The sequence below is a fragment of the Pyxidicoccus xibeiensis genome, assembly GCF_024198175.1.
Classification (GTDB): Bacteria; Myxococcota; Myxococcia; order Myxococcales; family Myxococcaceae; genus Myxococcus; species Myxococcus xibeiensis.
Genome location: NZ_JAJVKV010000003.1, coordinates 973,665 through 995,737 on the forward strand (window position 1 = coordinate 973,665; position 22,073 = coordinate 995,737).

Here is a 22,073-nt window from a genome sequence, read left to right on the forward strand (position 1 = left end):
AGTCCCGGGCAACTGCCGTGCAGCGGACGCCGCCAGGAACAGGCCGTGACACACGCGGACGCCATGGCATCGTGGCGCCGCACTCGCAGTCCAGCCATTCCCCCGAGGAGGAGTCACCATGAAGCGTCCGTCCCCCTGGCTCGCCGTGCTGTGCGCGGGTTTCATCTCCGTCCATGCCACCGGGTGCTTCGGCCAGTTCAAGCTCACGCAGGCCATCTGGAAGTTCAACAAGGGCATCTCCGGCAACAAGTTCATCCAGTGGCTGATGTTCCTGGTGCTGGTCATAGTCCCCGTCTACGAGCTCGGCTCCCTCATCGACGCCCTGGTGGTCAACAGCATCGAGTTCTGGACCGGCAGCAACCCGGTGTCGAGCGCGGACGGCGTGGACTCGAAGACGCGCATCGTCCAGCTCTCGCCCACGGACACGCTGAAGCTGTCGCGCGAGGCGAGCGGGGTGATGCGCCTGGAGCTGGAGCGCGAGGGCCAGGAGCCCATGGTGCGCTACTTCGAGCCGCTGGAGAACGGCATGGTCGTCCGGGACGACGCGGGCGCCATGCTCCTCCAGGCCCAGGAGGCGGATGACGGCGCCGTCGCCGTGACGGACGCGGCCGGCACCACCCTGACGGTCCACGCGCGCGAGGCCGTGGCGCTCGCCCGCCGCGTGTACGAGGAGGGTGGCGCGACGGCGCTCGCCCGGCACGCCGTGGCGCAGGGCTCCGTGTCCCGGGGCCTGGCGCTCAGCACCTGCGTGGCTCCGTAGCCGCACCGGGCGCTCCCTGTTCGGAAATGTCGGGACTTTTCGCGGCGCAAAACCCCCGACATTTCCGAACAGCAGCCCCTCTGCCCTGCTCCGCCCGGGGGGCCCTCCCCGAGCGGTAGCAGCCCGTCCCGGCTACGGAGCCGGGACGCCCGCGTCCAGCAGCTCGCCCGGCTCGGGGCCGAAGCTCGCGTCCACGGCCACGGCGTTGAAGGCGCCCTCCAGGCTGCGGCCGGCGCCGAAGCCGTCGCCCTTGCGGAAGGACATGGAGAAGTCCCCGCGCGTCTTCTCGCCCGGGTTGCCGCCCTCCTCCAGCTGGAGGTCGCCGTTCTCCACCGGCGCGAAGACGCGCGCCGGCTCACCCGCGTTGAGGTGCACCACCGACGCGCGCGCCTGCCCCGAGGGCGTGGTGCCCGCGAGGTCCACCTTCGCGCCGGGCCGCAAGTCCAACCCCTCGGTGGACACCGTGAGCCGCGCCACCAGGTCCACGTCCAGCTCGTTGTTGCGGAAGTAGCTGACCTGCAGCGCCTCCGAGTTGCGCAGCACCTCCACGCGGGAGATGTCCCCCAGCGGGAAGAGCTCCGACACGCTGCCCTCCAGCGTGTTGTCCTCCAGCCCGCACGCCGTCAGGCCCGCCCCGAAGGTCAGCGCCGCGACGCCCAGCGCCGCCAGTGCACGTGCCGCCCGGCTCATTTCTCCACCGCGAGCTTCAGCGCGCCCTTGTCCGAGGCAATCACCGGAGACCGGTACAGCACGACGCGCTTGCCGTTGGACAGGTACGCCAGCTTCGGAGACCAGCCGCCGTTGGCGTCCACCAGCGTCTCGCGCCAGTTGCCGGAGATGCGCGTGGTGACCACCAGCTCGTCGTCACCGGGGTTGCAGCCGGTGTCGTTGCGGCCCGACTCCAGCGCGCAGACGTAGAAGGCGATGGACGGCTCGTGGTTCACCGGGTCGAACGCCAGCGACGGGTACCAGCCACCGGTGCCCGCGTTGTACACCGGGTCCGGCGTGGACCAGTCCCCGGCCGCCGTGCACTTCGTCGACGAGCCCTCGTCGCACTCGATGTACGTGAGCTTGTCGCCCACGCGGTCCACCGCGGCGATGCCGAAGCCCACCGTGGCGTCGTACGCCATCGACGGGCCGAGCTGCGCGTTGGCGACCTGCTGGACGCGCACCGGCGTGGACCAGCTGGCGCCGTCCGGGTTGCGCCGCTGGAAGATGACGTTGGAGCCAGGCGCCAGCGCGGCCTCGGGTGCCGTGTCGTGGACCACCGCGGGCTGGGCGCCCGCCATGATGAGGGACAGGTGGCCGCCGTAGCCCTGCTTGTCATTGCCTCCCGCCGTCACCACGCGGTGCTGCCACACCGTGGGGCCGCCCGTGGCGAGCTCCAAATCGCTCGCCTCCCAGTCCTGGCGCCCGAAGTTGCCCTGGTGCCCGTCGCGGTACGCGACGATGGCCTGACCACCGGAGAAGACGATGGAGGCGTTGAGGCCCACGAGGAAGCCGCCGGGGCTGTCGCTCACCGGGTTGCCCGCCACCGCCTGGTTGGAGCGCGTCACGGCGATGCGCTGCGTCCACGTGCCGTTCGCGCTCCGGTAGGACACCGCCAGGTCGCTCTGGTACCAGAACGTCGAGTCATCCCGGCCGCCGCCCAGGTACGTCACCGCCGGCTGGCCGTCCGGCCCGAAGGCCAGGGACACGCCGTACACGCGCTGCACGGTGGCAATCTTCTCCGCGGCGCCCAGGCTGCCGCCGTTGAACTCGCGGTAGAAGAGGTCCGAGTCGGGCGCGTTCTCCGTGCGGGTGCCCGTCTTGGAGAAGTACGCGATGCCGATGCGGTCATTCGGGCCCACCGCCATGGCGATGGAGGAGATGGGGTCGAAGTCGCCCGCCGCCGCGTCCACCACCAGCCGCGTGAAGGGCGAGTTGGCGTTCGGGTCATCCGGCGGCTTGGTGCCCCCATCCGGGTTGCCCGGGTTGTCCTTCCCGCATCCGAGCGCGAGCGTCATCCCGAGTGCCCAGACGTGCCGTTTCATGTGCTTCTCCTTGCGAAGTGTCGGCCCTGTACGACGTCGCGCCATCCTATGCCAGCGAGCCGTCACAGGGAGCAGCCGAGCATGCTTCATCCATGCGGCGGAGCGCTGCGCGCTGGGCTAGACTCCCGGCCCTATGTCACGCGCCCACTCCCCCCGGAGGCGCCTGTCCCGGCGCTCCTTCATCCACCGGCTGACCTTCCTCGGCGGAGGCGTGGTGCTGCTCGGCCCCGCCTGCAAGCGCTCCGAGGAGCAGGCCAAGGCGCAGCCGGCCGACCCCGGCCCCCTGGGCACCACGGCGGGCGGCCAGCCGCTTCGCACCTTCTCGACATTCGAATACGCCGTGGTGGTCGCCGCCACCGAGCGTATCCTCCCGCGCGACGAGGACCCGGGCGCCGTGGACGCGGACGTCCCTGTCTACATCGACCGCATCCTCCAGACACCGTCCCTGGAGCGCATACGCGAGGACTTCCTCAGCGGCCTGGCCGCGCTGGAGCGCCGCTCGCACAGCATGTTCGAGAAGGGCTTCGCCGCCCTCACCCCCGCGCAGCAGGACGAGCTGCTCACCGTCTTCAAGGACAGCCCCGTGCGCAGCGGCGAGGCGCACTTCTTCGAGCTGCTCACGGTGATGACGATGGAGGGCTTCCTCGGGGACCCGTCCTATGGCGGCAACAAGGGGAAGGTGGGCTGGCGGCTGATGGGGTTCGACGCCGTGGGCACCGTGGCCATGGCGCCCCCGGAGGGCTATGACGGCCCGAAGTGCCTGAAGGAGTGCGGGGTCCACAAGTGAGCCTCCCCGAGGTGGACGTCTGCATCATCGGCAGCGGCGCGGGCGGCGCGCCCATGGCGCTGGAGCTGGGCCGCGCGGGCTTCAAGGTGGTGGTGCTCGAGAAGGGCCGCCACTACAAGCCGCAGGACTTCGTCCACGACGAAATCCTCAACAGCCGGCGCAACTTCTTCATGCCGCTGCCGTGGGACGAGCCGCACCTGATGCGCCAGGGCGCGAAGGGCCGCTACGAGCGCTCCAACTCCGCGTGGACGGCCAACTGCGTGGGCGGTGGCACCGTGCACATGAGCGGCTACTTCTACCGGCTCAAGCCGGTGGACTTCCGCCTGAGCTCCACGCTGGGCCCGGTGCCCGGCAGCACGGTGGCGGACTGGCCCATCTCCTACGAGGAGCTGGCGCCCTTCTACGACAAGGCCGAGGCCGAGATGGGCGTGTCCGGCGAGGCCGTGCCCCACCCCTTCGCCGAGCCCCGCTCCGGCCCCTACCCGCTGCCCCCGCTGGACGTGCACCCGCTGGCCGGGGAAATCGACAAGGCGTGCACCGCCATGGGCTGGCACTCGGTGCCCACCGCGCGCGGCATCATCAGCAAGCCGTACCGGGGCCGCGCGGGGTGCTCGTACTGCGCGCTGTGCGGCAGCTACGGCTGTGAGATGGGCGCCAAGAGCGGCACCAACGCCAGCCTCATCCCCGCCGCGCTCGCCACCGGCAAGGTGGAGCTGCGCCCCGGCTGCATGGCGCGCACCGTGGAGGTGGACAAGCAGGGCCGCGCGAAGAGCGTCATCTACCTGGACGCCAACGGCGTCACCCAGGAGCAGCCGGCGAAGGTGGTGGTGGTGTCCTGCACCTCGGTGGAGAGCGCGCGGCTGCTCCTCAACTCCACCTCCAGCCGCTTCCCGCGCGGGCTGGCCAACGGCAGCGGGCTGGTGGGAAGGAACCTGACGTTCAGCTCCTTCGGCGAGTCCCAGGCCACCTTCCGCGTGTCGAAGCACGCCGAGAAGCGCCCGTGGCTGAAGGACCCGGCGCCCTTCATCAACCGCAGCCTCCAGGACTTCTACCTCATGCCGGACGCCCGCTTCGGCTTCCGCAAGGGCGGCACGCTGGGCTTCATGTGGACGCACCCCAACCCCATCTTCGCGGCGGTGGGCCTGGCCGGGAAGGGCACGTCCGCCGTCTTCGGCAAGGCGCTGAAGGACAGGATGCGGGACTACCGCGACTCGCGCATCCTCCAGTTCGAGGTGTATGCCGAGTTCCTCTCCACCCCCGGCACCTATGTGTCCGTGGAGAACGAGGTGAAGGACAAGTACGGCATCCCCGTGGCCGCCATCACCGTGGAGCGGCACCCCATGGACCTGGCCGCCACGCGCTTCCTGGTGGAGCGCGGTGAGGAGGTGCTGATGCGCCTGGACCCGGACGAGGTGAAGCGCGGCACCGTCCGCGGCGAGACGACCATCCTCCAGCACGGCACCTGCCGCTTCGGCAACGACGCGTCCGCGTCCGTGCTGGACAAGCACTGCCGGGCACACGAGGTGCCCAACCTCTACGTGGTGGACGGCAGCTTCATGCCCACCGGCGGCAGCGTGCCCTCCACGCTCACCATCGCCGCCAACAGCTTCCGCGTGGCGCACCACCTGGTGCGCACGCTGAAGGGCTGAGCACGACAAGGCCGACGGGACGCTACCGGTTGCGCAGGGGCGTCACGTCCACCTTCACCACGTAGCGCGCCTGCATGTCGGACTCGAACTCGATGAGGTGGTCGCCCACGCCGGTGACGTCCGCCTCGCGGGTGTACTCGCCGAACTTCTCCATCATGTCGAGCACCGCGCGCCCGTCCGAGGCCTGCCGCGTGCGCGCACGGCAGCCCTCCTCGTGGAAGAGGACCACCGTCTCCTCGCCCGCGGCGGTGACGTCCTCGAGGAAGAAGCTCACCTTGACGGTGGCGGCCTCCGGCGCCTGGACGATGAACTGTCCCCGTCCGGGGAAGCGCCCCTCCGAGTAGCTCTCCGTGCCGAGGATGCAGCCGGCCACCCGGCTGCACACGGGCCAGGACGCGTCACACGTGTCCTTCACGCGCGGGCCGATGAAGTCCTCGCGCGAGCCGCCACATCCCACCGCGAGCACCGCGAAGAGCAGCCCCGCCAACACCTGGGCCTCGCGGTGAAACACTGTTACAAACGACCTCATCATCTGACCCTCAATCCGAGGAGTGGACGTCCATGCAACTGCGTACCCGGTGGCTCCCCATCATCTTCTTCGCGCTGGCCGGCTGTGGCGAGGAGGCGGCGGACCTCCCCAAGGCGCCGCAGCTCTTCACCGACCGCGACGAGATGTCCTTCAACCGCGAGTTCGACAGCGGCATCTTCCTCAACACGACGGGCTTCAACTCCCTCGTCCTGGAGAACCGCGGCGAGGACACGCTGCAAATCACCGACATCACCATGGCCGCCCCCTCGGAGTTCAAGCTCCAGGTGCCCGAGGGCTTCGTCGCCGGCACGCCCTTCCCGCTGGAGACGTACAAGCGCGCCTTCATCACGGTGGCGTTCACGCCGAAGGCCGCCCGCGAGTACCAGGGCACGCTGACCATCAAGTCCAACGCGGCCAACACGCCGGAGAAGGTCATCGTCCTCAGCGGCAAGGGCGTCGACCCCAACGCGCCCTGAGCCGGGGCGGGCCCCGCGTCCGCCGGGCGGGAGCCGTCGCTCCCGCCGTACCGCCCGCCTCCTCATGGCTGGCGCGTGAAGACGCAGCCCCCGGCGTAGTTCGGTTGCACGCCTCCGTCGCCCAGCGGCGTGCCTCCGTCCTGCACCGGCGCCGGGCAGCTCACGCTGGTGCCCCCATCCACCGTGTAGCTCTGCGGATAGGGGCCATAGCCGGTGCGCAGCGTGTAGTTCACCGGCGCGTAGTCGGTGCGCTCGGTCGCCGTCACGTCCACCCGCATGGTGCCGCCGCGCACGAAGCGCCGCTCCAGGCAGCCGCAGGCATACGGCGCCAGGGTGACGACGGTGGAGCCAGGCCGCTCCTCCAGCGTGTAGAGCGGCTGCAGGCTGCTGAGCGAGGCATTGGCCGGCGTGTGCCAGGCGCGCAGTGCGTCCGAGCGGTAGCCCAGCGTCAGCGCGCCGTTGCGGCTGCCCGTCGTCACCGGCGTGCACGACGTGCCGCCATCCGTCACGTTGCCGTCGCAGAAGGTGAGGTCCAGCGCCAGGCCGTGCGGCGTGCCGCCGTCCGCCAGCTTCTCCACCTCCCACTGCACCAGCCACGCGCGTTCCTCCGGCGCCTCCAGGCCTTGCGGCAGCTGGAACTGGTACGAGTCCACGTCCGAGGGCACCGCGTCGTAGTCTCCCGGCCCGCGCACGCCCCGGCCGTTGACGCGGTCATCGCCGCTGCGCAGCCGGCCGTGGCCGTGCGACAGCTTGCCGCTCACGGAGAACTCCGCGGTGTTCGGAGGAGCGGGGTACGCCGTGGTGGAGGCCAGGGAGCGCGGCACCGGCACCTCCGTCCCGGTCGACTGCCGGTTCTCCTCGTCGTCGTCCTCCGCCTCCCAGCTCACCACCAGGTCGTAGTCCCGGTCATCCGCCCAGTTGGTGCCGTCGTCCTGGACGACGAAGTAGTAGGAGACAGCGGAGCCATGCGCGGGCACCGGAATCAGGCCCTGGAAGTTGCTCAGCGCGCTGAAGCGCGGATTGTTCACCGTCTCCTCGCGGTAGGAGTGCGTGCACATGGGCGCCGGCAGGTCCGTGCGGGTGCAGTAGCCCTCCACCAGCTGGCGCGCGTCCGGGTTCTCCCCGAAGCCCTTGGGGCACGCGGTGACGTCGCTGAGGCAGGCGGTGCGCCACGCCTCGAGGTTGGCGCCCTTGGTCACCAGGGTGAACACCTGCACCAGGCGGTCCGGCGTGTCAGGAAGCGGCGGGAAGCGCCCGCCCTCACTCTTCGGCACCACGCGGTAGCGCAGCACCGTCGGCGCGGCGGAGTAGGAGGCCAGCTGCACCTGGTACCAGTCCCGGTCCGGCTTGTAGCCCAGGCGGCCGGTGAAGGTCGTGGTGCCCCCGGGGCCCGCCAGGTTGCGCAGCGTGGCGGTCGCCACCGCGTCGTTGCCCGTCGCGCTGGTGTCGTGCGGGTCGGCCTCGTCCATGACGCGCACCTCCACGTCATAGCGCTGGAGCAGGTCGCCCCGGGCCGTCTCCCCGTCGTTGGGGCCCCGGTAGCCCTTCACCACCAGCGTCCACCTGCCCGTGTCCTTCACCTTGCGGGCCGTGGCCAGCTCGCCGCCGCGCACCTGGGGCGGCACCTGGCCCTCGTCCTCCTTCTCGTTGAAGTTGGGCCGGCGCAGCTCGTACGCCAGGCGCCAGTTGGGCACGAAGTCCTGGTTGGGCGCGGTGACGCGCACGTAGGCCACCTTCCCCGCCGTCAGGTCGAAGCTGAAGTGGTCCACGTCGTTGTCCGTGGCGAGGAAGCCCGACGCGGTGCCCACCTGCACGCCGGCCTGCGCGGCCAGCGCAATCGGCGTGGCCGTCTCCTTCGTGTCGTTGGGCTCCTGCGTGTCCGGGTTCTCGGCAATCTTGACGGTCAGCCGGTACGGGCTGCGCGCGTCGAAGTTGGGGCGCGTGGGCACGTCCGGCGAGTCCTGCACCAGCACCAGCAGCGTCTTGCCCCCCAGGTCGTCGCGCAGGGGAACCACCATGTCCACCGGCTTGGGCGCGCCCTGGCCGTGCTTGTCCTCCTTCTTCGCCAGCGCCGTCTCGCCCCCGGTGACCGCCGGCCCCAGCACGGTGATGGACAGGTTCACCGCGGTGCTGGACGCCAGGTAGGCGCCGTTGACGTTGAGCAGCGTGCGGGCGCTGGTGTTGGCGGGCAGGACGATGCGGTACCAGTCCCGGTCATTCGCCTTCTCCTCGCCCACCTGCACCAGGAAGCGCTCCAGCGGCTCGCCCGGCTTGAGCTCGCACTCGGCCAGCGTCAGCCCCTCCTCGCGCGTGTTGCAGAGGTCCACCACGGTGGGGCCGCCCGCGTCCGGCGTCTCGTCGTCGCCTCCGGACGAGCAGGCGGCGAGGGCGAGGAGCGCGAGCGGCAGCAGTCGGACGTAGGTGGGCATGGCGTCGGTTCTCAAGGCGTCTGGGGCGGCGCGTCCGTGCGACCGGGGCAGCCGTCGATGAACTGCTCGGGCTCCACGCGGATGACGCCGTCCGCGGGGGACTTGATGCCGCCCACCGGGTAGCGGACGGTGTCCACGCGGAAGCTGCGCACCAGCGTGCGCGCGGTGGGGTCGTCCGCGGGCACCATGGCCACGGACAGGGACAGGTCATTGAAGCCCGCTCCGCGCTGCACCACCCCCGCGTCGTCCGCGTCCGCCTGGGTGGGCGCCAGCAGGATGTTGTCCACGCGGAAGGTGTAGCACTGGCGGCCCAGCGGGTCCGGGGAGCCCTCCGCCTCGAAGGAGTAGCGGTAGCCGTCCACCGACAGGTTGGCGGTGTCCACCTCGAGCGGGCGGGTGTGCAGGCGCAGCTCCTGGCGGCTCGTCAGCCCGTCGCTGTCCGGGTCCTCGTCCAAGTCGTTGCTGGAGCCCTGCGTGCCGCCGCGCCACTCCATGCCGTCCGGCACGCCATCGCGGTCGCTGTCCGCCAGGTTGGCGTTGGTGCCCACGAACTGCTCGTCGCAGTCCAGCAGCCGGTCGCAGTCCGCGTCCTCGGCGCGCAGCGCCGGGGGGCAGCCCTTGTCCAGGCCGCCGCCGTCCGGCAGCGCAATCTGCGTGGGGTTGAAGTCCACGCCGCGGTCGCGGAAGTACACCTCCACGCCGTCGCTGAAGCCGTCCCCGTCCGTGTCCACGCGGTTGGGGTCCGTGCCCACCTCCGCCTCGCGCGCGTCCGACAGCCCGTCGCCGTCCGTGTCCGCCTCGTCCACCGGGCTGCCCGGCGGCGCGGAGAAGTTGGTGGCCACGACTTCCTTCACGATGAAGGTGCGGCGCACCTGGCCGAAGGTGAAGTCCAGGAAGTTGATGGGCTCGTTGTTGCGAAAGTCGCGGAAGTTGCCGCCGCCCAGCGCGGCCATCTGCTCCAGCCGGTCCGCGTTCTGGTTGATGAGCAGCAGCGGGCAGCCGCCGTCGCTGGCGATGTCACAGCCGCCCACCGGCTGCGTGGGGTTGAAAACGTGCACGGTGTTGACGCGCACGTCCTCCACCAGGTCGCGCAGCTGGCGGATGCGCACCACCGCGTCGCCCTGGATGAGCTCGTCGTCCTGGTCGTTGGTGGGCTTGCCGTCCGACAGGAAGATGACCGAGTAGCGCGCCTGCGCCAGCGCCTGCGCGCCGCCCGGCTCCAGGCGGCTGCGGGCGATGTCCGTGTTGATGAGCGAGTAGATGTCCGACAGCGGCTTGACGAAGTCCGTCGAGTCCCGGTTCGGTGAGTTGTCCGGGTTGCGGAAGGTGAGCAGCTGCTCCGTCATCCGGCGCAGGGTGGCTTCGTCCAGCGTGGACAGCTGCACGAAGCCGTCCTCCGGCGGGTTGCCCGGCACCTGGGTGAGGAAGGCCGTGGTGCTGCCGGCGAAGAGCACCACCGCCAGGTACACCTCGGGGTCCCTCGGCAGGTTCTGGATGAGCTCCACCAGCGCGGTGGCGCGCGCGCCATCCGGGTCGCTCACGCGCATGGACTGCGAGGCGTCCATGGCGACCACCAGCTTGATGGGGCGCACCACCTCGTTGGTGCCCACCGTGCAGAAGCGGCCCTCGAAGGCCATGGCCCGGTCCACGGGCACCTGCTCGTCGCGGCGCGGGTCGTAGAGATAGGAGTCGGTGCAGGCCACCACCGCCACGAGCGCGGCCAGGCCGCCCGCCAGGACTCGTCCGGCGTGGCTCACGGGTTGCCTCCCGACGGCGGGGTTCCCACGCAGTCGCCTTGGTTGTTCCACGGGTTGCTCAGGGTGTCGGGCCGGCGGAAGTTGGCGTCCTCCAGCGACAGCTCCGGGCCCGCCGGGACGCGCACGCTGGGCGGCGCGTACTGGGCCCAGGCGCAGGCCGTGCGCCACACGCCGTAGTCGGTGGACACGCCGCTCTCCGGCGCCTCCGCGAACCAGACCTTGTAGAGGTTGTGGCCCTGCTTCGCCCCCGAGCGGTCCGGCGGGGTGACGAGCTGCAGGTTGGACACGGTGAAGTCGTAGCAGACGCTGCCGTCCGCGCGGACCTCGGCGATGGTCGTCTCGTACTGGTAGCCGTTGCGCTCGTAGAAGGCGCGGTCCCTGCGGGTGGGGTCCGAGCCCGAGCGCAGCTCGGTGTCGTCCGGCAGCCCGTCCCCGTCCGTGTCCAGGCCGGCCACGTTCGGCTCCAGCGGGTCCAGCCCCCAGCGCGCCTCCAGCCGGTCCGGCGCTCCGTCGCCGTCGCTGTCCACGATGCCGGTGCGCGTGCGCAGGTAGTCCTCGGCGTACTGCGACAGGCCGTCACCGTCCGTGTCGCGGCACACGCAGTTGCGCGTCAGCGGCGACGCCGGGTCGCACCCGCGGGCGTCCAGGTCATTGCTCGCCCGGAAGCCCTGGTCCTCGCGGCGGAACTCGAAGCCGTCGTCCAGGCAGTCCCCGTCGCTGTCGGCGAGGAAGGTGTTGGTCTTCAGCGTGAAGGAGTTGTCCTGCGTGTCCGGTACGCCGTCGCCGTCGCTGTCCAGCACCCGGCCGTCCTCCCCCGGGGCGGAGGAGAGCGACTCCACCACCAGCGACTTCATCACGTTGCGCGAGGCGAACGAGGAGTAGTCCAGCGCGCCCAGGCCCAGGTTGGAGATTTCGGCGGTGTCGTTGAACTCCTGGTACACGCCGTTGCCCATCTCCGCGAAGCGCTGCAGCAGCCAGGAGGCAATCTTCTTCGCCGCCTCCGGGTAGCGGGCCTGCTCCACGCCCGGGTAGATGCCGTAGATCTCCTGGCAGATGGGGCCGCAGGCGCGCACCGCCTCCTGGTTGAAGAGCAGCACCGTGTGCATCCGCACGTCGCCCACGTTGTACTGGTCCTTCAGCTCCATCAGCCGCCGCACGTAGCTGAACAGCTGGTAGTTCTGGTTGCGGTCCGTGCCCACCTCGAAGCCTTCGATGGCGTCCGTGGTGCTGGTGGCGTTGCAGAAGTCGACGATGGAGTCCGCCCACGTCAGGTCCGGGTTGTCCGGGTTGGCGTAGACGCTGAGGTTGTCGGTGGCGGAGCAGCGCGGGTACGGCGTGCCGTCGGTGAGGAACACGACGACGTAGCGTGTGCGCGGCAGGAGCTCCGGGTTGGACTGCGCCACCGCGTTGATGTCGCTGGAGATGATGCTGTACGCGTACGACAGGGCGCCCTGGTAGTCGGTGCCCTTGCCCAGCTGGCTCTGCAGGCCGTCGATGTAGCTGTCGATGTTGTTGTCCGGCCGGGCGAAGCGGCTGCCCGTGGTGGTGGGCGGCCAGACGTTGCGCACGTTGGTTTCGAAGGGGGCCACGGACAGCTGCACGTTGCCGCCCTGCGCATTGACCTGGCGGAACTGCGCCACCAGGCGCTTGAGGGCGCGCACGCGCGCGGGCTCGGTGACGCCGGGGGGGATGATGGCCTGCACCTCGGCGCGCTGGCAGAAGCCGCTGTCGAGCTGCGCGCCCGGCGGGTCCGAGATGCACATGCTGCCGGACTCGTCGATGACGACCACGACCTTCACCGGGAAGCCGGAGGGGTTGGGCGGGCGCGTGCACACCTGCCCCTGCAGCGTCAGCCGGTCATCGAGCTGGGTCTTCGTCTCCGCCCGGGGCTCCAGCAGCGAGTCGGTACAGGAGACGAGGCCCAGGGCCAGGAGGCCCGCCGCGAGCAGCGGGGTACGAACGAAGCGGCGCATGCGGTAGGGACCTCCTGGCGGGGGGACTGCGATGTTACTGCTGACGGCGGCGGCGGCGCATCAGCAGGCCGAGCAGCGCCACGCCCAGGGCGGAGACGCTGTAGCCGGCGGGGACCGAGCTGCAGCTCGGGCCTTCGTCGTCTCCCTTGCCCACCTGGATGATGAGGCTGGACGTGGACACGCGCTGGTCGGGGAAGACGCGGTCGGCGAAGGCCAGACGCGCCGTCACCTGCAGCTCGTACGTGCCATCCTGGTCCGGCTTGAAGAGGGGCACGCTGCCGTCGACGTAGGTGTACTGCCAGTCACGGCTGAGCGTCACCGCGCCCTGCGGGTTCTCCACCACCGCGTCGGAGCCCTCGGGGCGCTTCACCACCGTCCACTTGTACTCCATGGCCGCGCCGTTGCGGTTGGCGAACAGCGGCGGGCGGATTTCACCGGCCTTCTCGGCGCGGAGGAAGCCGCCGCCGCTCACGGTGAAGGGCGCCTTGGGGTCCAGGCAGTCGTCCGGGCGGCTGGGGTCCAGCACGAGGCAGTAGCGCGTGTCGCACGCGTCGCCGGAGCCGTCGCGGTCATCGTCCACCTGGTCGCGGTTGGCGACGAGCGCGCAGTTGTCCTGCGCGTTGAAGATGGAGTCGTCGTCGATGTCCGCGTCGCACGCGTCGCCCTGGGCGTCGCGGTCCTGGTCCTCCTGGCCGGAGTTGGCCAGGCCCGGGCAGTTGTCACCGTTGTCGGAGATGTTGTCGCCGTCCGCGTCCACGCGGCACTGGCTGCCGTCGGTCGGCATCACCTGGTCGGGGTTGGCCACGCGCGGGCAGTTGTCCGGGCCGTCGTTGACGCCGTCGTTGTCGTCGTCCAGGTCGCAGGCGTCGCCGTCCCTGTCGTTGTCCAGGTTGCCCTGGTCCGCGTTGGGCACCTTCGCGCAGTTGTCGACGGCGTTGTCCTTCTTGTCGCCGTCGATGTCGCCGTCGCAGTCGTCGCCGCTGCCGTCACCGTCCGCGTCGAGCTGCTGGAAGTTGGAGAGCGCCGAGCAGTTGTCGCAGGCGTTGCCCACCGCGTCGCCGTCGTCGTCCGTCTGGTCACGGTTGGAGACGAAGGGGCAGTTGTCGCGGTCGTCCGCGCGGCCGTCGCCGTCCGCGTCGTCCGTGTACGCCAGCGTGTCGCCGTCGTCCGTGTAGTTCACCCAGACGGAACAGCCGCACCCACAGCCACAGCCGCCACCCTCTTCCTGGGGACGGCCGCAGCTGTCGCCGAGGCACTCCGGGTTGTTGGGGTTGTTGTTGGACTGCGCCTGGGCCACCGCCGGACTCAGGAGGAAGACTGCCCCGAGCGTGAGGGCCGTTGCGATGCGTGCGAGTGTCATGGTGACTCCTTTCAACGCCAGTCCCCTAGCAAGGAGCGATCCGTACCGAACAGTCGAGACAAGCCCAGGAATCTCGAAGGGTTGCATGCAGGGCGCGGAGGACTGGGGCTGGGGGTGTGGGGGGCACTCCCCATTCAAGACGTGGGGCGGACCCCACAATGGAAGGTGGATCAGGTTCCGAGGATGAAGTCGTCGGGGACGAGGGGGATGACGCCCGCGGGGGTGCGGCCGGCCTCCTCGCTGTACTCGATGGGCTGGATGAGGAGCGAGCCGATGCCGGCGCCGCGCGGGTCATTGTCCCGGCCGGCCTGGAGGTAGAGGTACACCTCGTTGGTGCCCGCCTTGATGACCTCGCCGGGGATGAACGGGTGGGGGCGCTCGCGGGTGGGGACGACGGTGATGTTCTCCGCGCGGGCCGTGTAGCAGGTGCGGCCGTCGGGAGCGGGCGTGGACTCCACCAGGTCGTAGCCGTAGCCGCGCTCGCGGTGGAAGTCGAGGTCGGCGCTGAGCGGGTCGGCGTGGGCCTCAATCTCGGCGACGTTGGAGATGCCGTCGCGGTCCGAGTCCAGCAGGTCCTCGGGGACCAGCGGGTTGGTCATCGACAGGAGCTCCACCAGGTCCGGCAGCGCGTCACCGTCGGTGTCGCCGATGCAGGCGTCGGTGCCCAGCACGCGCTCCTCGCAGGCGTTGAGCCGGTCTCCGTCCTCGTCCAGGGAGATGTTGCAGCCGTTGATGACGTCCGGCACCAGCGGGTCCAGGCCCATGCGGACCTCCAGGCCGTCCATCAGCCCGTCCTGGTCCGTGTCCAGTTGGAGCGGGTCGGTGGCGAGCGCGTCCTCGTCCGGGTCCGGCAGGCCGTCCCCGTCGCTGTCGGTGAGCACCTGGCCGGCCCGGACGACGACGTTGCGGTTGAAGGCGATGAAGCGCTTGAGCTTGAGGGCGTTCTGTCGGGCGGAGTACTTAATGGTGGTGAGCGCGCCGGGCAGGCCCGCGAAGTCGACTTCGATGGGCTCGGTGCCCCCGGCGCTGGCGATGGCGGCGACGAGCTCGCGGGTGGCCGGCTCGGCGGTGGCGCCGCGCACGTAGATGGGCTGCACCACGACCTCACCCGCGCCGTACTGCTGGGCCAGGGCCTTGATTTCGCCGGTGACGGCCGTCAGCTCGCAGCTGGAGCACGCGGTGTCGCAGGCGTCCCGCGTGGGCGACCCCGGGGCGCCGCACGCCGGTGCCTGGGACAGGGCGGTGCAGCGCGAGTCGAGCCCCACGCCGAAGTCGTCATTCTCGCGCACGCGGGCACACGTCCTGTCCCCGGTACGGAGGATGACGACGACCATGTAGCGCGTGCGGGCCACCTCGCCCCGGCAGGACGTCTGCATGTCGCCCGACAGCAGCGTCTTCGCCAGCCGCAGGGCGGAGCGCGCGCTCACCGGCCCTGACTCCTGGTACGTCGCGTAGCGCGGCAGCGTGGCCTGGAACTCCGCGGCGTCCGAGAAGCCGCCCAGGAGGCCGGTGGCCACGGTGTGGTACGCCACGAGGCCGAACTTCACGAACGGGCCGGAGAAGCGGCTGGTCAGCGTGGACAGGCCGTCGGTGGCGTAGCCCACCATCTCCGCCTCCACGCCGGCGCCGCCCTCAATCGCGAAGAGCACCTTGGTGGGGAACGCCTCGCCTCCCGCCAGCGGCACACAGACGTCACCGGAGAAGGCCGCACGGTCCTTCCCTGTGGGACCTCGTCCGCCAAGGGCGTACAGCCCCGCGTCGGAGCACGACAGCAGCAGGACGGGTATGAGCAGCCAGACAGACCGCGAGGGGGCGCGCATCAGTTGGATTGTACACCCTACGCACCCAGGGCGACGCAAGTGACTGTGTCGTGGGTCCCGGATTCGCGGTGAGAGCGGCACAGCGACGGCCGAGATTTCGGCCCGCCGTGGAACCCGCGTGCCAGGCTGGCTGCTCACCGGGCGCCACGGGGCGGTGGAAGCTCAGCCGTTTCCGGCCAGGTCGCGGGCGAGCGCCTCGCGTCCGGCGGCGCGGTACAGCTCCTCCCAGCGAAGCAGCTCGGCGAGCGGGACGTTGTAGCGGGCCGTGAGCTGCTCCGGCGGATGCCTCCCGGTGAGCAGCGCGAGGACGGCCTCCTCTATATCGGTGGCGGTGCGCTCGGCGGGGCGTGCCGTGGCCGCGCCGAAGCGGGAGCCGAGAATCGCCTGCATCGCCAGGCGCGGGTGCGGCGCCGGAGCGGCGGGCCGGGCCTGCGCCAGCGACAGGCGGACGGCGGGGTCTCCCAGGAGGACGTAGTTGGCCAGGTCCTGGCGCGCCATCCACAGCCGGGCGCGCTCCAGCGGGTCGATGGTGGAGGGGCGCCCTTGCGTGTGCTCCAGCGCCTCCTGGTTGTAGAGCGCCGCGAGCTCGCTGCTCGCCTCGTTGAGGACCTGCATCAATGACTGGAGGGCGACGCCCGCGCGGCTGCCCGCGGCGAGCTCCTTGAGCAGCTCGATGAAGCGCGAGGGCGTGCCACGGCCCCGGTCGCTGAAGCTGTGGGACCAGGCCAGGTCCACGTGCCCCATCACCGCCAGCGGCCCGTCGGGGTTGGCCAGCGCGGCCTGGGGCAGCGCGGAGATGAAGGGCCGCTCGCCCTGCTGGGGCAGCGCCTCCAGGCCACGGCGAGCGTTCGGGTCCGACTCGGGGAGCTGGCGCAGCCAGTGCGCGTAGCTGCTGCGCGCCGGCGTGCCCGCGCTGAAGCACGCGAAGCTGAACCAGATGCCGCCGGGGAGGAAGGGGCGGGAGGCCAGCTCCGAGGCGCAGAGGAAGCCGCCGTCGGGGAGCTTCAGCTCGCCCTGGTGCGCAAGCCGCGCCTCGGGATGGGCCCAGCCGCTCGCGGGCCGCCCCCTGCCGTGGCTCAGCGTGAAGAGCACGCCGGGCCGGCGGGCCGAGGCATGGTCCAGCAGGCTCGCGAGGGACACAGGGCCGTCGTCGCCCAGCGAGACGAGGTCCGCCTGCGGGAAGCAGTGCAGCTCCTGGCGCTCGCGGCAGGCCGTGACGCTCGGGGCGATGAGCATCCGGTGGCCCAGCTCCGTCGCGGAGGAGCCATCGCGAGAGGTGTAGAAGAGCATGCGCGCGTTCGACTCGCGCGGGGTGGCGTCCTCCCAGCGCAGCACCTTGTCGACATAGGCCGCGTAGCCTGCGTCCGTGGCGAAGGCGAGGCGGCCCACGAAGGCGTCGGTGGTCAGCGCATGCTGCAGCTCCAGCGAGACTTCGTTCAGGTCGCCGAGCAGCAAGAGGTAGCGCGGCCGGTCCGCCTCGCGCGTGCCCTCGTGCCGGAAGACCTCCTTCTTCCAGCGCGCGGCGAGGGGGCCATCCATGTCCGGCGGGACACGATAGATGGCCACGCGCTCACCGCCCTGGGCCTGCTGGCGCCGCTGGCGGAGCGGCTCGACGAGCGCGAGCAGGGCGTCGCCCCTGGGGCCTTTCGGAGCCACGAGGCCCCAGCGCTGGCTGGGCAAGTCGTTGGGGTTGGCGGTGGCGTCCCAGAGCCTGTCGGGCTGCTCGACCTCGGCGGGACGGGGAGCGCTCTGGAGGGACTCCACGGGAAGTCCCTTCCGGTCCTCGTCAGCGTGGGCGAGCAGCAGCTCGAGCGTCATCGATGGCCCCTCGGATGACCGCGGCTAGCCGACCTGCTGCGGGGTCAGCTCGCGGGTGGAGAAGCGGAGGCGGGTGAGCGAGGACAGCGTGGGGAAGTGCTCATCGAGCCAGGCCTGGACGTACGGAAGCTCCGGCGGCACGACCTCGTGGTGCTCCACGGTGGCGCCATCCTGCGCCATGCGGAGGAGGAAGGCGGCCTTGTCGGCCGTGGCCCCCCGGGCCGCGAACACGAAGCGGTCCGGATTGTCGCACACGCCGAAGGCGAGGAACTCCGAGACATCCGACCCCGGCATGACGATGACCCTCCGACTACAACCCTGCGCCGGGGGCCAGGCCACGGGGTCGCTAGGGAGATTGATGGTGGCCTCCTGGATGAGGAGCGCGTGTTTCTCGTCCGCGCCGCCGCCATAGGCCGCGATCCCCTGCTCAGGCGGATTCCTGGGCCCATCAGTCTCCTGGTGCTCGTAGGGGTCATCCTTGATGTACCGCTTCACCAACTGCCACGGCAGCGGCGGCCGGGCGTAGAACTCCACCGAGGCTCCGTCCCGCGTCATCCGCGAAACGAACTCCCCCAGGTGGTCACGCACGCGCCCCCGCGCCACGAAGAGCACCTTGCTCGACGGGTCCACCACGCCGAAGACGAGAAACTCGGCGGGGTCGGGCAGCGGCATGAGGAAGGTGCGCCGCTGCGAGTCACCCGCTCCCTCCCAGAACGAAGCATCGCTGGAGAACTCGAGGTTGTAGAAGGCCGGCTCCTGCTGGCTCATGACTGGCTCCTGTGTTGGGTAGCAGCCCAGTCGCCCTACCCATCCAGAAAACGCAGCCACTTCGATTCATTACCTCGCGGGTTTCACTTCTCGCGAGCCCTCACTCGAAGAGCAGCACGCTGGGGAGCCACGCCACGCCACGATTCTCGCCCAACCACTTCATGCGCTCATCACGCAGCGCGATGGCAGGAACCTCGCCCCGGCGGATGCGCTCGCGGACGGCATTGAAGAAGGTACCCGCCTCCAGGTCGGGAATCTCCACCGTGGCCGCAAGCACCCCGCGTGCGCCCGCCTCGATGAAGGAAGCCGGAAGGCTGAAGGGCGCATCGAGCACATACGCCGTATGCGCCGCGCGGCAGGCCGCGAGCACCACGAAAGGTGCCCCTCTCAGCGAGGAGGCGCGGACCTGAGGCACTGTCAGCTCATACCCATCTGGCCCCGGGGCCAGCAGCAGATAGGAGGTATCGGCATGGCCATCGACGACGCCATGGGCCACCAGGTCGACTTCGGTGGCGTCCTTCATGGCGGCCAACACCCGGGGCGGGGTGGCCTCGGCTCCCACGAGCGTGACGCGCTGCTCGTCGGGACCAAAGCCTGGAGTCCACGCGTTGAGGCGCTTGAGGGAACTGCCGGGCGGCGGCTCTACATCGGAGACGACCAGATGCACCGCGCTCCCCGTGCGCTGCGTGGGTGTAGGCGCAGTGCGTGTCAGGTAGCTCCAGGCAAGCTCTGGTGGAAGCAGCCCCGCCCGCCCATGAAGCGGAGGCCGGGCGAGCACCTCCACCCGCGAGCACGCGCGCAGGACAGTCAGGAGCATTTCCGGAACGACACCACCGAGCCGTATCTCCAGGGGCTGACGCCTGGACTCGTCGAAGTAGCCGACCAGTTCCCCCGCAGTGCCGCGCGCCACGAGCAGCGTCCGCTCGGAGTCCGCGGTGACCGCCAGCAGGCATTGCGCTGGCAATCCGACGCCTCGCTCCCTCTCGAACAACTCCAGCGCTTCCCTGTAGGCACCACGCCGGCCAGCGTCGTGGAGCAGCGACGTATAGCTATAGGTCCGCGCCCGCTTCGCATGCGAGTCATCCTTCAGACCCTCGGCCTCTGCCTCCTCGATGGCTTTCCAGAGCAACGCTCGTCCGCGCTCCGCGTCCTGCTCGATATAGAACCTCCCCCGAACGTGTGTAGCGAGTACTCGCTTCCCCTCGCTGAGCTCAGACCTGGCTGACTCCAGTGCACGCAACAGGTGCGCCTCGTCATCGGGAGCGCGCTTCAGCCGGCTGATCTCCGCCAGGTCCATGGCCCCCGCGAACAGGAGTGGCTGCCCCGTAGCCAGGGCGGCATCGATTTCGCGGCGGGCCTCGTCCACCCGTAGTTCCTGGAACGCCATGCTCGCAAGGATCTGGTGGGCGCGGAGCTCGGCGGTCGGGTCTCCCCGACCGCGCTCCAGATACTCCCCCAGGTAGGCGCGCGTGAGGTGGCTGTCGTTCACCACGCGGGAGATGCGTGCACGGTTCCACAACAGCTCCTGCTCCAGCCACCATTCGTTGTTCTCACGCGCGATCTTCAGGGCACTCGTCACGTGAGAGAGCGCGTCATCAACCTTGATGTGTTGGATGTGGATGCTGATCAGGTCCAGTTCCAGACTCAGGCAGCGGTATTCGAAGCCGCTTGCCGGACAATGCCCGAGCGCGGCCTGAAGCGTCCGAGTGGCCTGCTTCCAGTTTCCTTCCGTGAACTCAAGCTTGGCACGCTCCTGCGCCGCGAGGAGCTTGAACCAGAGATCTCCCGTGGAGGCGGCCCTGGCTTCGTAGAGCTTCAAGTTGAGGCGAGTGATGCCTGAGCGCTGGAGCACGCCCAGGAAGATGTCGTTCTCACCAGAGCTGAGCAGTACAGCGAGCTGGCGCTCCTGCTCCGCGCGAGAAGGCCGCTCCTTGGCAAAGGCCGCATAGCCGAGGGCGAGGGGACCGCGCCGCGAGAAGTTGGCGTTACTGACATGGCGCACGTACTTCTCCAGCACGTCACCGCCTGCTCTCGCATCCAGGTCCTGGGCGAGGGGCAACAGCGCCAGCACACGCTCGCGATTCGGCGCTGAGCGGACGGCGTCGTAGAGATAGAGCCGCGCCATGGAAAACTGGCTGAAGCTCCTGGGAAGAATGGTCGGCGGCGCCTCGCGAAGAGCCTTTCCAGCTTCGTATGCGGTCTTCCATTTCTTGTGACGTTCAAACGTCGTGCTCCGCAATTCGTCAGCCTTGAGCTTCGCCTCGTCGGACCAGCCCGGCTCGTGCAGGTCGGCCACCTCCTTGAAAGCACTGGCCGCCACCAGCGGCAGGCCCAGCTCGCGCAGCGCCAGCGCCCGGTTCCACAGAGCCTGCGGGTGACGCGGGTGCCCCCGAAGCACGCCATCCACCAGGCGAAGAGCCTCATCGGGCCTGCCCTTGAGCAGCATCGCCACCGCGCGGTCGTTCTCGCGCTCCGGCGTGCGCTCCAGCTTGTCCAGTTCCAGCAGCGCCTGGTCAGCCAGGCCCGGGTCGTCACGCACGAGGTACGCCGCGACAATGCCCGGGACGTCTTCCTGCTCCTCCAGCCAGGACATCGCCTTGTGCGGCAGGGCCTCCGGAGCGCCGTCGTCGTTGCCCATCATCCTCGAGGCCTGAGGTCGGTGGTCATCCGCGCCGGGATACGCGACACGGGCCTCCAACAGGCGCTGGGGCCGCTTCGCCAGCCACACGTCGTGCTGGGGCTCCGAGGACATCATCCGCGGCACCGCCACCACCACCAGCACCGCCGCCGCCAGCCCCGCCACCGCCTGCACCAAGGTGCGCCGCCGGAACAACGGAATCGGCGCGCGAGGCGCGGGCACAGGAGCCGGCGCACGCTCGTCGGCGCCCTCCATGTGCCGCCGTGCCAGCATCCGCAGCTGCAGCAGCTCCGTCACCTGCCCCTGGCACTTCACACAGTCCGGAAGGTGCTCCCGGAAGCGCTCCGCCGCCTCGGGTGGCAGCTCCCCATCCACGAACAGCCCTACGTCCTCACAAGGGGAGGCCATTACTTGTCTCCTGAATTGAAGAACTCGCGAAGCCGTGCGCGAGCGTCGAACAGTCGCTTGGCGACCGCTCCGATGTGGATGTCGAGGATGCGAGCGATGTCCTGGTACCGGTGCCCGGCCGCGTACAGCTCGAACGTGGCCCGCAGCTTCGGGCTCAGCGACTGCACGGCCTGGGAGAAGCGCTCGTCCGTGACGGTGTCATAGACGGAAGGCACGGTGGGCTCGAGCGGGTCGACGACTTCGTTGCGAAGCGTCGGGTCCTTCGCGTTCTGGTCCCTCACGCGTTGTCTCCGGAGCTGGTCATAGAAGAGCGTGGAAATCGTCTTCATGAGCCAGGCCCCGCAGCGGCTCTCGTCGAGCCGCGCCCCCTCTCCGCTGAACTCCCGGATGAACCGGAACAGCGCCTCCTGCACCAGGTCCTCCGCGTCGCTCGCGTTGCGGCACAGGTGCTGGGCCCGGGCCACCAGCCATGTCCTGTTCCGCGTGGCGTACGCGCTGGCCCAGTGCCCGTCATTTCCCTTGTCCATTGCCAGTGATTGCCCCCCCTGCCCCGTGTCGTGCTCACGGGGAGGAATGGGCAACCTTATGACACGGGCCTCCGGGACTGGAGAAGGTGATGCCAGAGGTGACGGTGCCTCGTCTGTCGCGGGGTCACTTGACGCCGGAGGATGGCTGGAGGGCATCGCTCTTCTCGTCCGAGAGGGGCCAGGGAAAGGACTGCGGGTCTGCCTCGACCCGAGAGGACGCGCTGGAGTGAAATTGTTACCTGCCCCGGAATGCGGTGGCTTTGTTCGTAAGGAATTCACCTGCCCGCGTCATGTCTGAGGAAGCGGGGGCGAGGCCGCGGTCCTCCCGCGTGAAAAAGGGG

The 22,073-nt window shown here is 70.0% G+C and carries 16 protein-coding genes and 1 pseudogene; 4 read left to right on the forward strand and 13 right to left on the reverse strand.

Annotated elements, in window-relative coordinates; genetic code table 11:
* Window positions 1–118: 118 nt before the first annotated feature.
* Complete coding sequence (locus LXT23_RS16855; protein WP_253981179.1) at window positions 119–760, forward strand: DUF3332 domain-containing protein; 642 nt, start codon at window positions 119–121, stop codon at window positions 758–760.
* 132 nt (window positions 761–892) lie between these two features.
* Here the strand turns inward: LXT23_RS16855 and LXT23_RS16860 are convergent, their stop codons facing one another.
* Together LXT23_RS16860 and LXT23_RS16865 are read right to left on the reverse strand one after the other, a co-directional pair.
* Complete coding sequence (locus tag LXT23_RS16860) at window positions 893–1,450, reverse strand: hypothetical protein (RefSeq protein ID WP_253981180.1); 558 nt, start codon at window positions 1,448–1,450, stop codon at window positions 893–895.
* Window positions 1,447–2,793 (reverse strand): hypothetical protein, encoded by a 1,347-nt coding sequence (locus tag LXT23_RS16865; protein ID WP_253981181.1) that lies wholly within the window; start codon window positions 2,791–2,793, stop codon window positions 1,447–1,449. Before LXT23_RS16865 ends, LXT23_RS16860 begins: the two co-directional genes overlap by 4 nt.
* A gap of 133 nt (window positions 2,794–2,926) precedes the next feature.
* On the opposite strand from LXT23_RS16865, the gene LXT23_RS16870 reads away from it, so the two are divergent.
* Window positions 2,927–3,580: a gluconate 2-dehydrogenase subunit 3 family protein gene (locus LXT23_RS16870; protein WP_253981182.1), complete on the forward strand. Its 654-nt coding sequence runs from the start codon at window positions 2,927–2,929 to the stop codon at window positions 3,578–3,580.
* Complete coding sequence (locus LXT23_RS16875) at window positions 3,577–5,229, forward strand: GMC family oxidoreductase (protein WP_253981183.1); 1,653 nt, start codon at window positions 3,577–3,579, stop codon at window positions 5,227–5,229. The genes LXT23_RS16870 and LXT23_RS16875 overlap by 4 nt, the downstream gene beginning before the upstream one ends.
* 22 nt (window positions 5,230–5,251) lie before the next feature.
* Here the strand turns inward: LXT23_RS16875 and LXT23_RS16880 are convergent, their stop codons facing one another.
* Entirely contained in the window at window positions 5,252–5,761 is a 510-nt protein-coding gene (locus LXT23_RS16880) for a hypothetical protein (RefSeq protein WP_253981184.1), read from the reverse strand.
* Window positions 5,762–5,790: 29 nt separating this feature from the next.
* Here LXT23_RS16880 and LXT23_RS16885 point away from each other — a divergent pair, with 29 nt between their 5' ends.
* Window positions 5,791–6,234: a hypothetical protein gene (locus tag LXT23_RS16885; RefSeq protein ID WP_253981185.1), complete on the forward strand. Its 444-nt coding sequence runs from the start codon at window positions 5,791–5,793 to the stop codon at window positions 6,232–6,234.
* A 62-nt stretch (window positions 6,235–6,296) separates the two neighbouring features.
* Here the strand turns inward: LXT23_RS16885 and LXT23_RS16890 are convergent, their stop codons facing one another.
* From LXT23_RS16890 to LXT23_RS16930, 10 genes and pseudogenes are all read right to left on the reverse strand, one after another.
* A complete protein-coding gene (locus LXT23_RS16890) occupies window positions 6,297–8,663 on the reverse strand; it encodes a hypothetical protein (RefSeq protein ID WP_253981186.1) in 2,367 nt (788 codons plus the stop codon).
* An 11-nt stretch (window positions 8,664–8,674) separates the two neighbouring features.
* Window positions 8,675–10,420: a VWA domain-containing protein gene (locus LXT23_RS16895; RefSeq protein ID WP_253981187.1), complete on the reverse strand. Its 1,746-nt coding sequence runs from the start codon at window positions 10,418–10,420 to the stop codon at window positions 8,675–8,677.
* A complete protein-coding gene (gene mtsD, locus LXT23_RS16900; RefSeq protein WP_253981188.1) occupies window positions 10,417–12,393 on the reverse strand; it encodes a cell-cell cohesion protein MtsD in 1,977 nt (658 codons plus the stop codon). The genes LXT23_RS16895 and mtsD overlap by 4 nt, the downstream gene beginning before the upstream one ends.
* Window positions 12,394–12,427: 34 nt before the next feature.
* Complete coding sequence (gene mtsC, locus LXT23_RS16905) at window positions 12,428–13,753, reverse strand: cell-cell cohesion MYXO-CTERM protein MtsC (protein ID WP_253981189.1); 1,326 nt, start codon at window positions 13,751–13,753, stop codon at window positions 12,428–12,430.
* 170 nt (window positions 13,754–13,923) lie between these two features.
* Window positions 13,924–15,573: a calcium-binding protein gene (locus tag LXT23_RS16910; RefSeq protein ID WP_253981190.1), complete on the reverse strand. Its 1,650-nt coding sequence runs from the start codon at window positions 15,571–15,573 to the stop codon at window positions 13,924–13,926.
* 162 nt (window positions 15,574–15,735) lie between these two features.
* Window positions 15,736–17,391: a hypothetical protein gene (locus LXT23_RS16915; protein WP_253981191.1), complete on the reverse strand. Its 1,656-nt coding sequence runs from the start codon at window positions 17,389–17,391 to the stop codon at window positions 15,736–15,738.
* Window positions 17,392–17,415: 24 nt separating this feature from the next.
* Window positions 17,416–18,159 (reverse strand): hypothetical protein, encoded by a 744-nt coding sequence (locus LXT23_RS16920; RefSeq protein WP_253981192.1) that lies wholly within the window; start codon window positions 18,157–18,159, stop codon window positions 17,416–17,418.
* 100 nt (window positions 18,160–18,259) lie between these two features.
* Entirely contained in the window at window positions 18,260–21,094 is a 2,835-nt protein-coding gene (locus LXT23_RS16925) for a CHAT domain-containing protein (RefSeq protein ID WP_253981193.1), read from the reverse strand.
* Between the two features lie 18 nt (window positions 21,095–21,112).
* A pseudogene (locus tag LXT23_RS50640) lies at window positions 21,113–21,205 on the reverse strand (zf-HC2 domain-containing protein); the annotation flags it as partial.
* The gene (locus LXT23_RS16930; RefSeq protein ID WP_253981194.1) at window positions 21,205–21,732 is read right to left on the reverse strand and encodes an RNA polymerase sigma factor; all 528 of its coding nucleotides are present in this window, start codon (window positions 21,730–21,732) and stop codon (window positions 21,205–21,207) included. The pseudogene LXT23_RS50640 and the gene LXT23_RS16930, both read right to left, overlap by 1 nt.
* Between the last annotated feature and the right edge of the window lie 341 nt (window positions 21,733–22,073).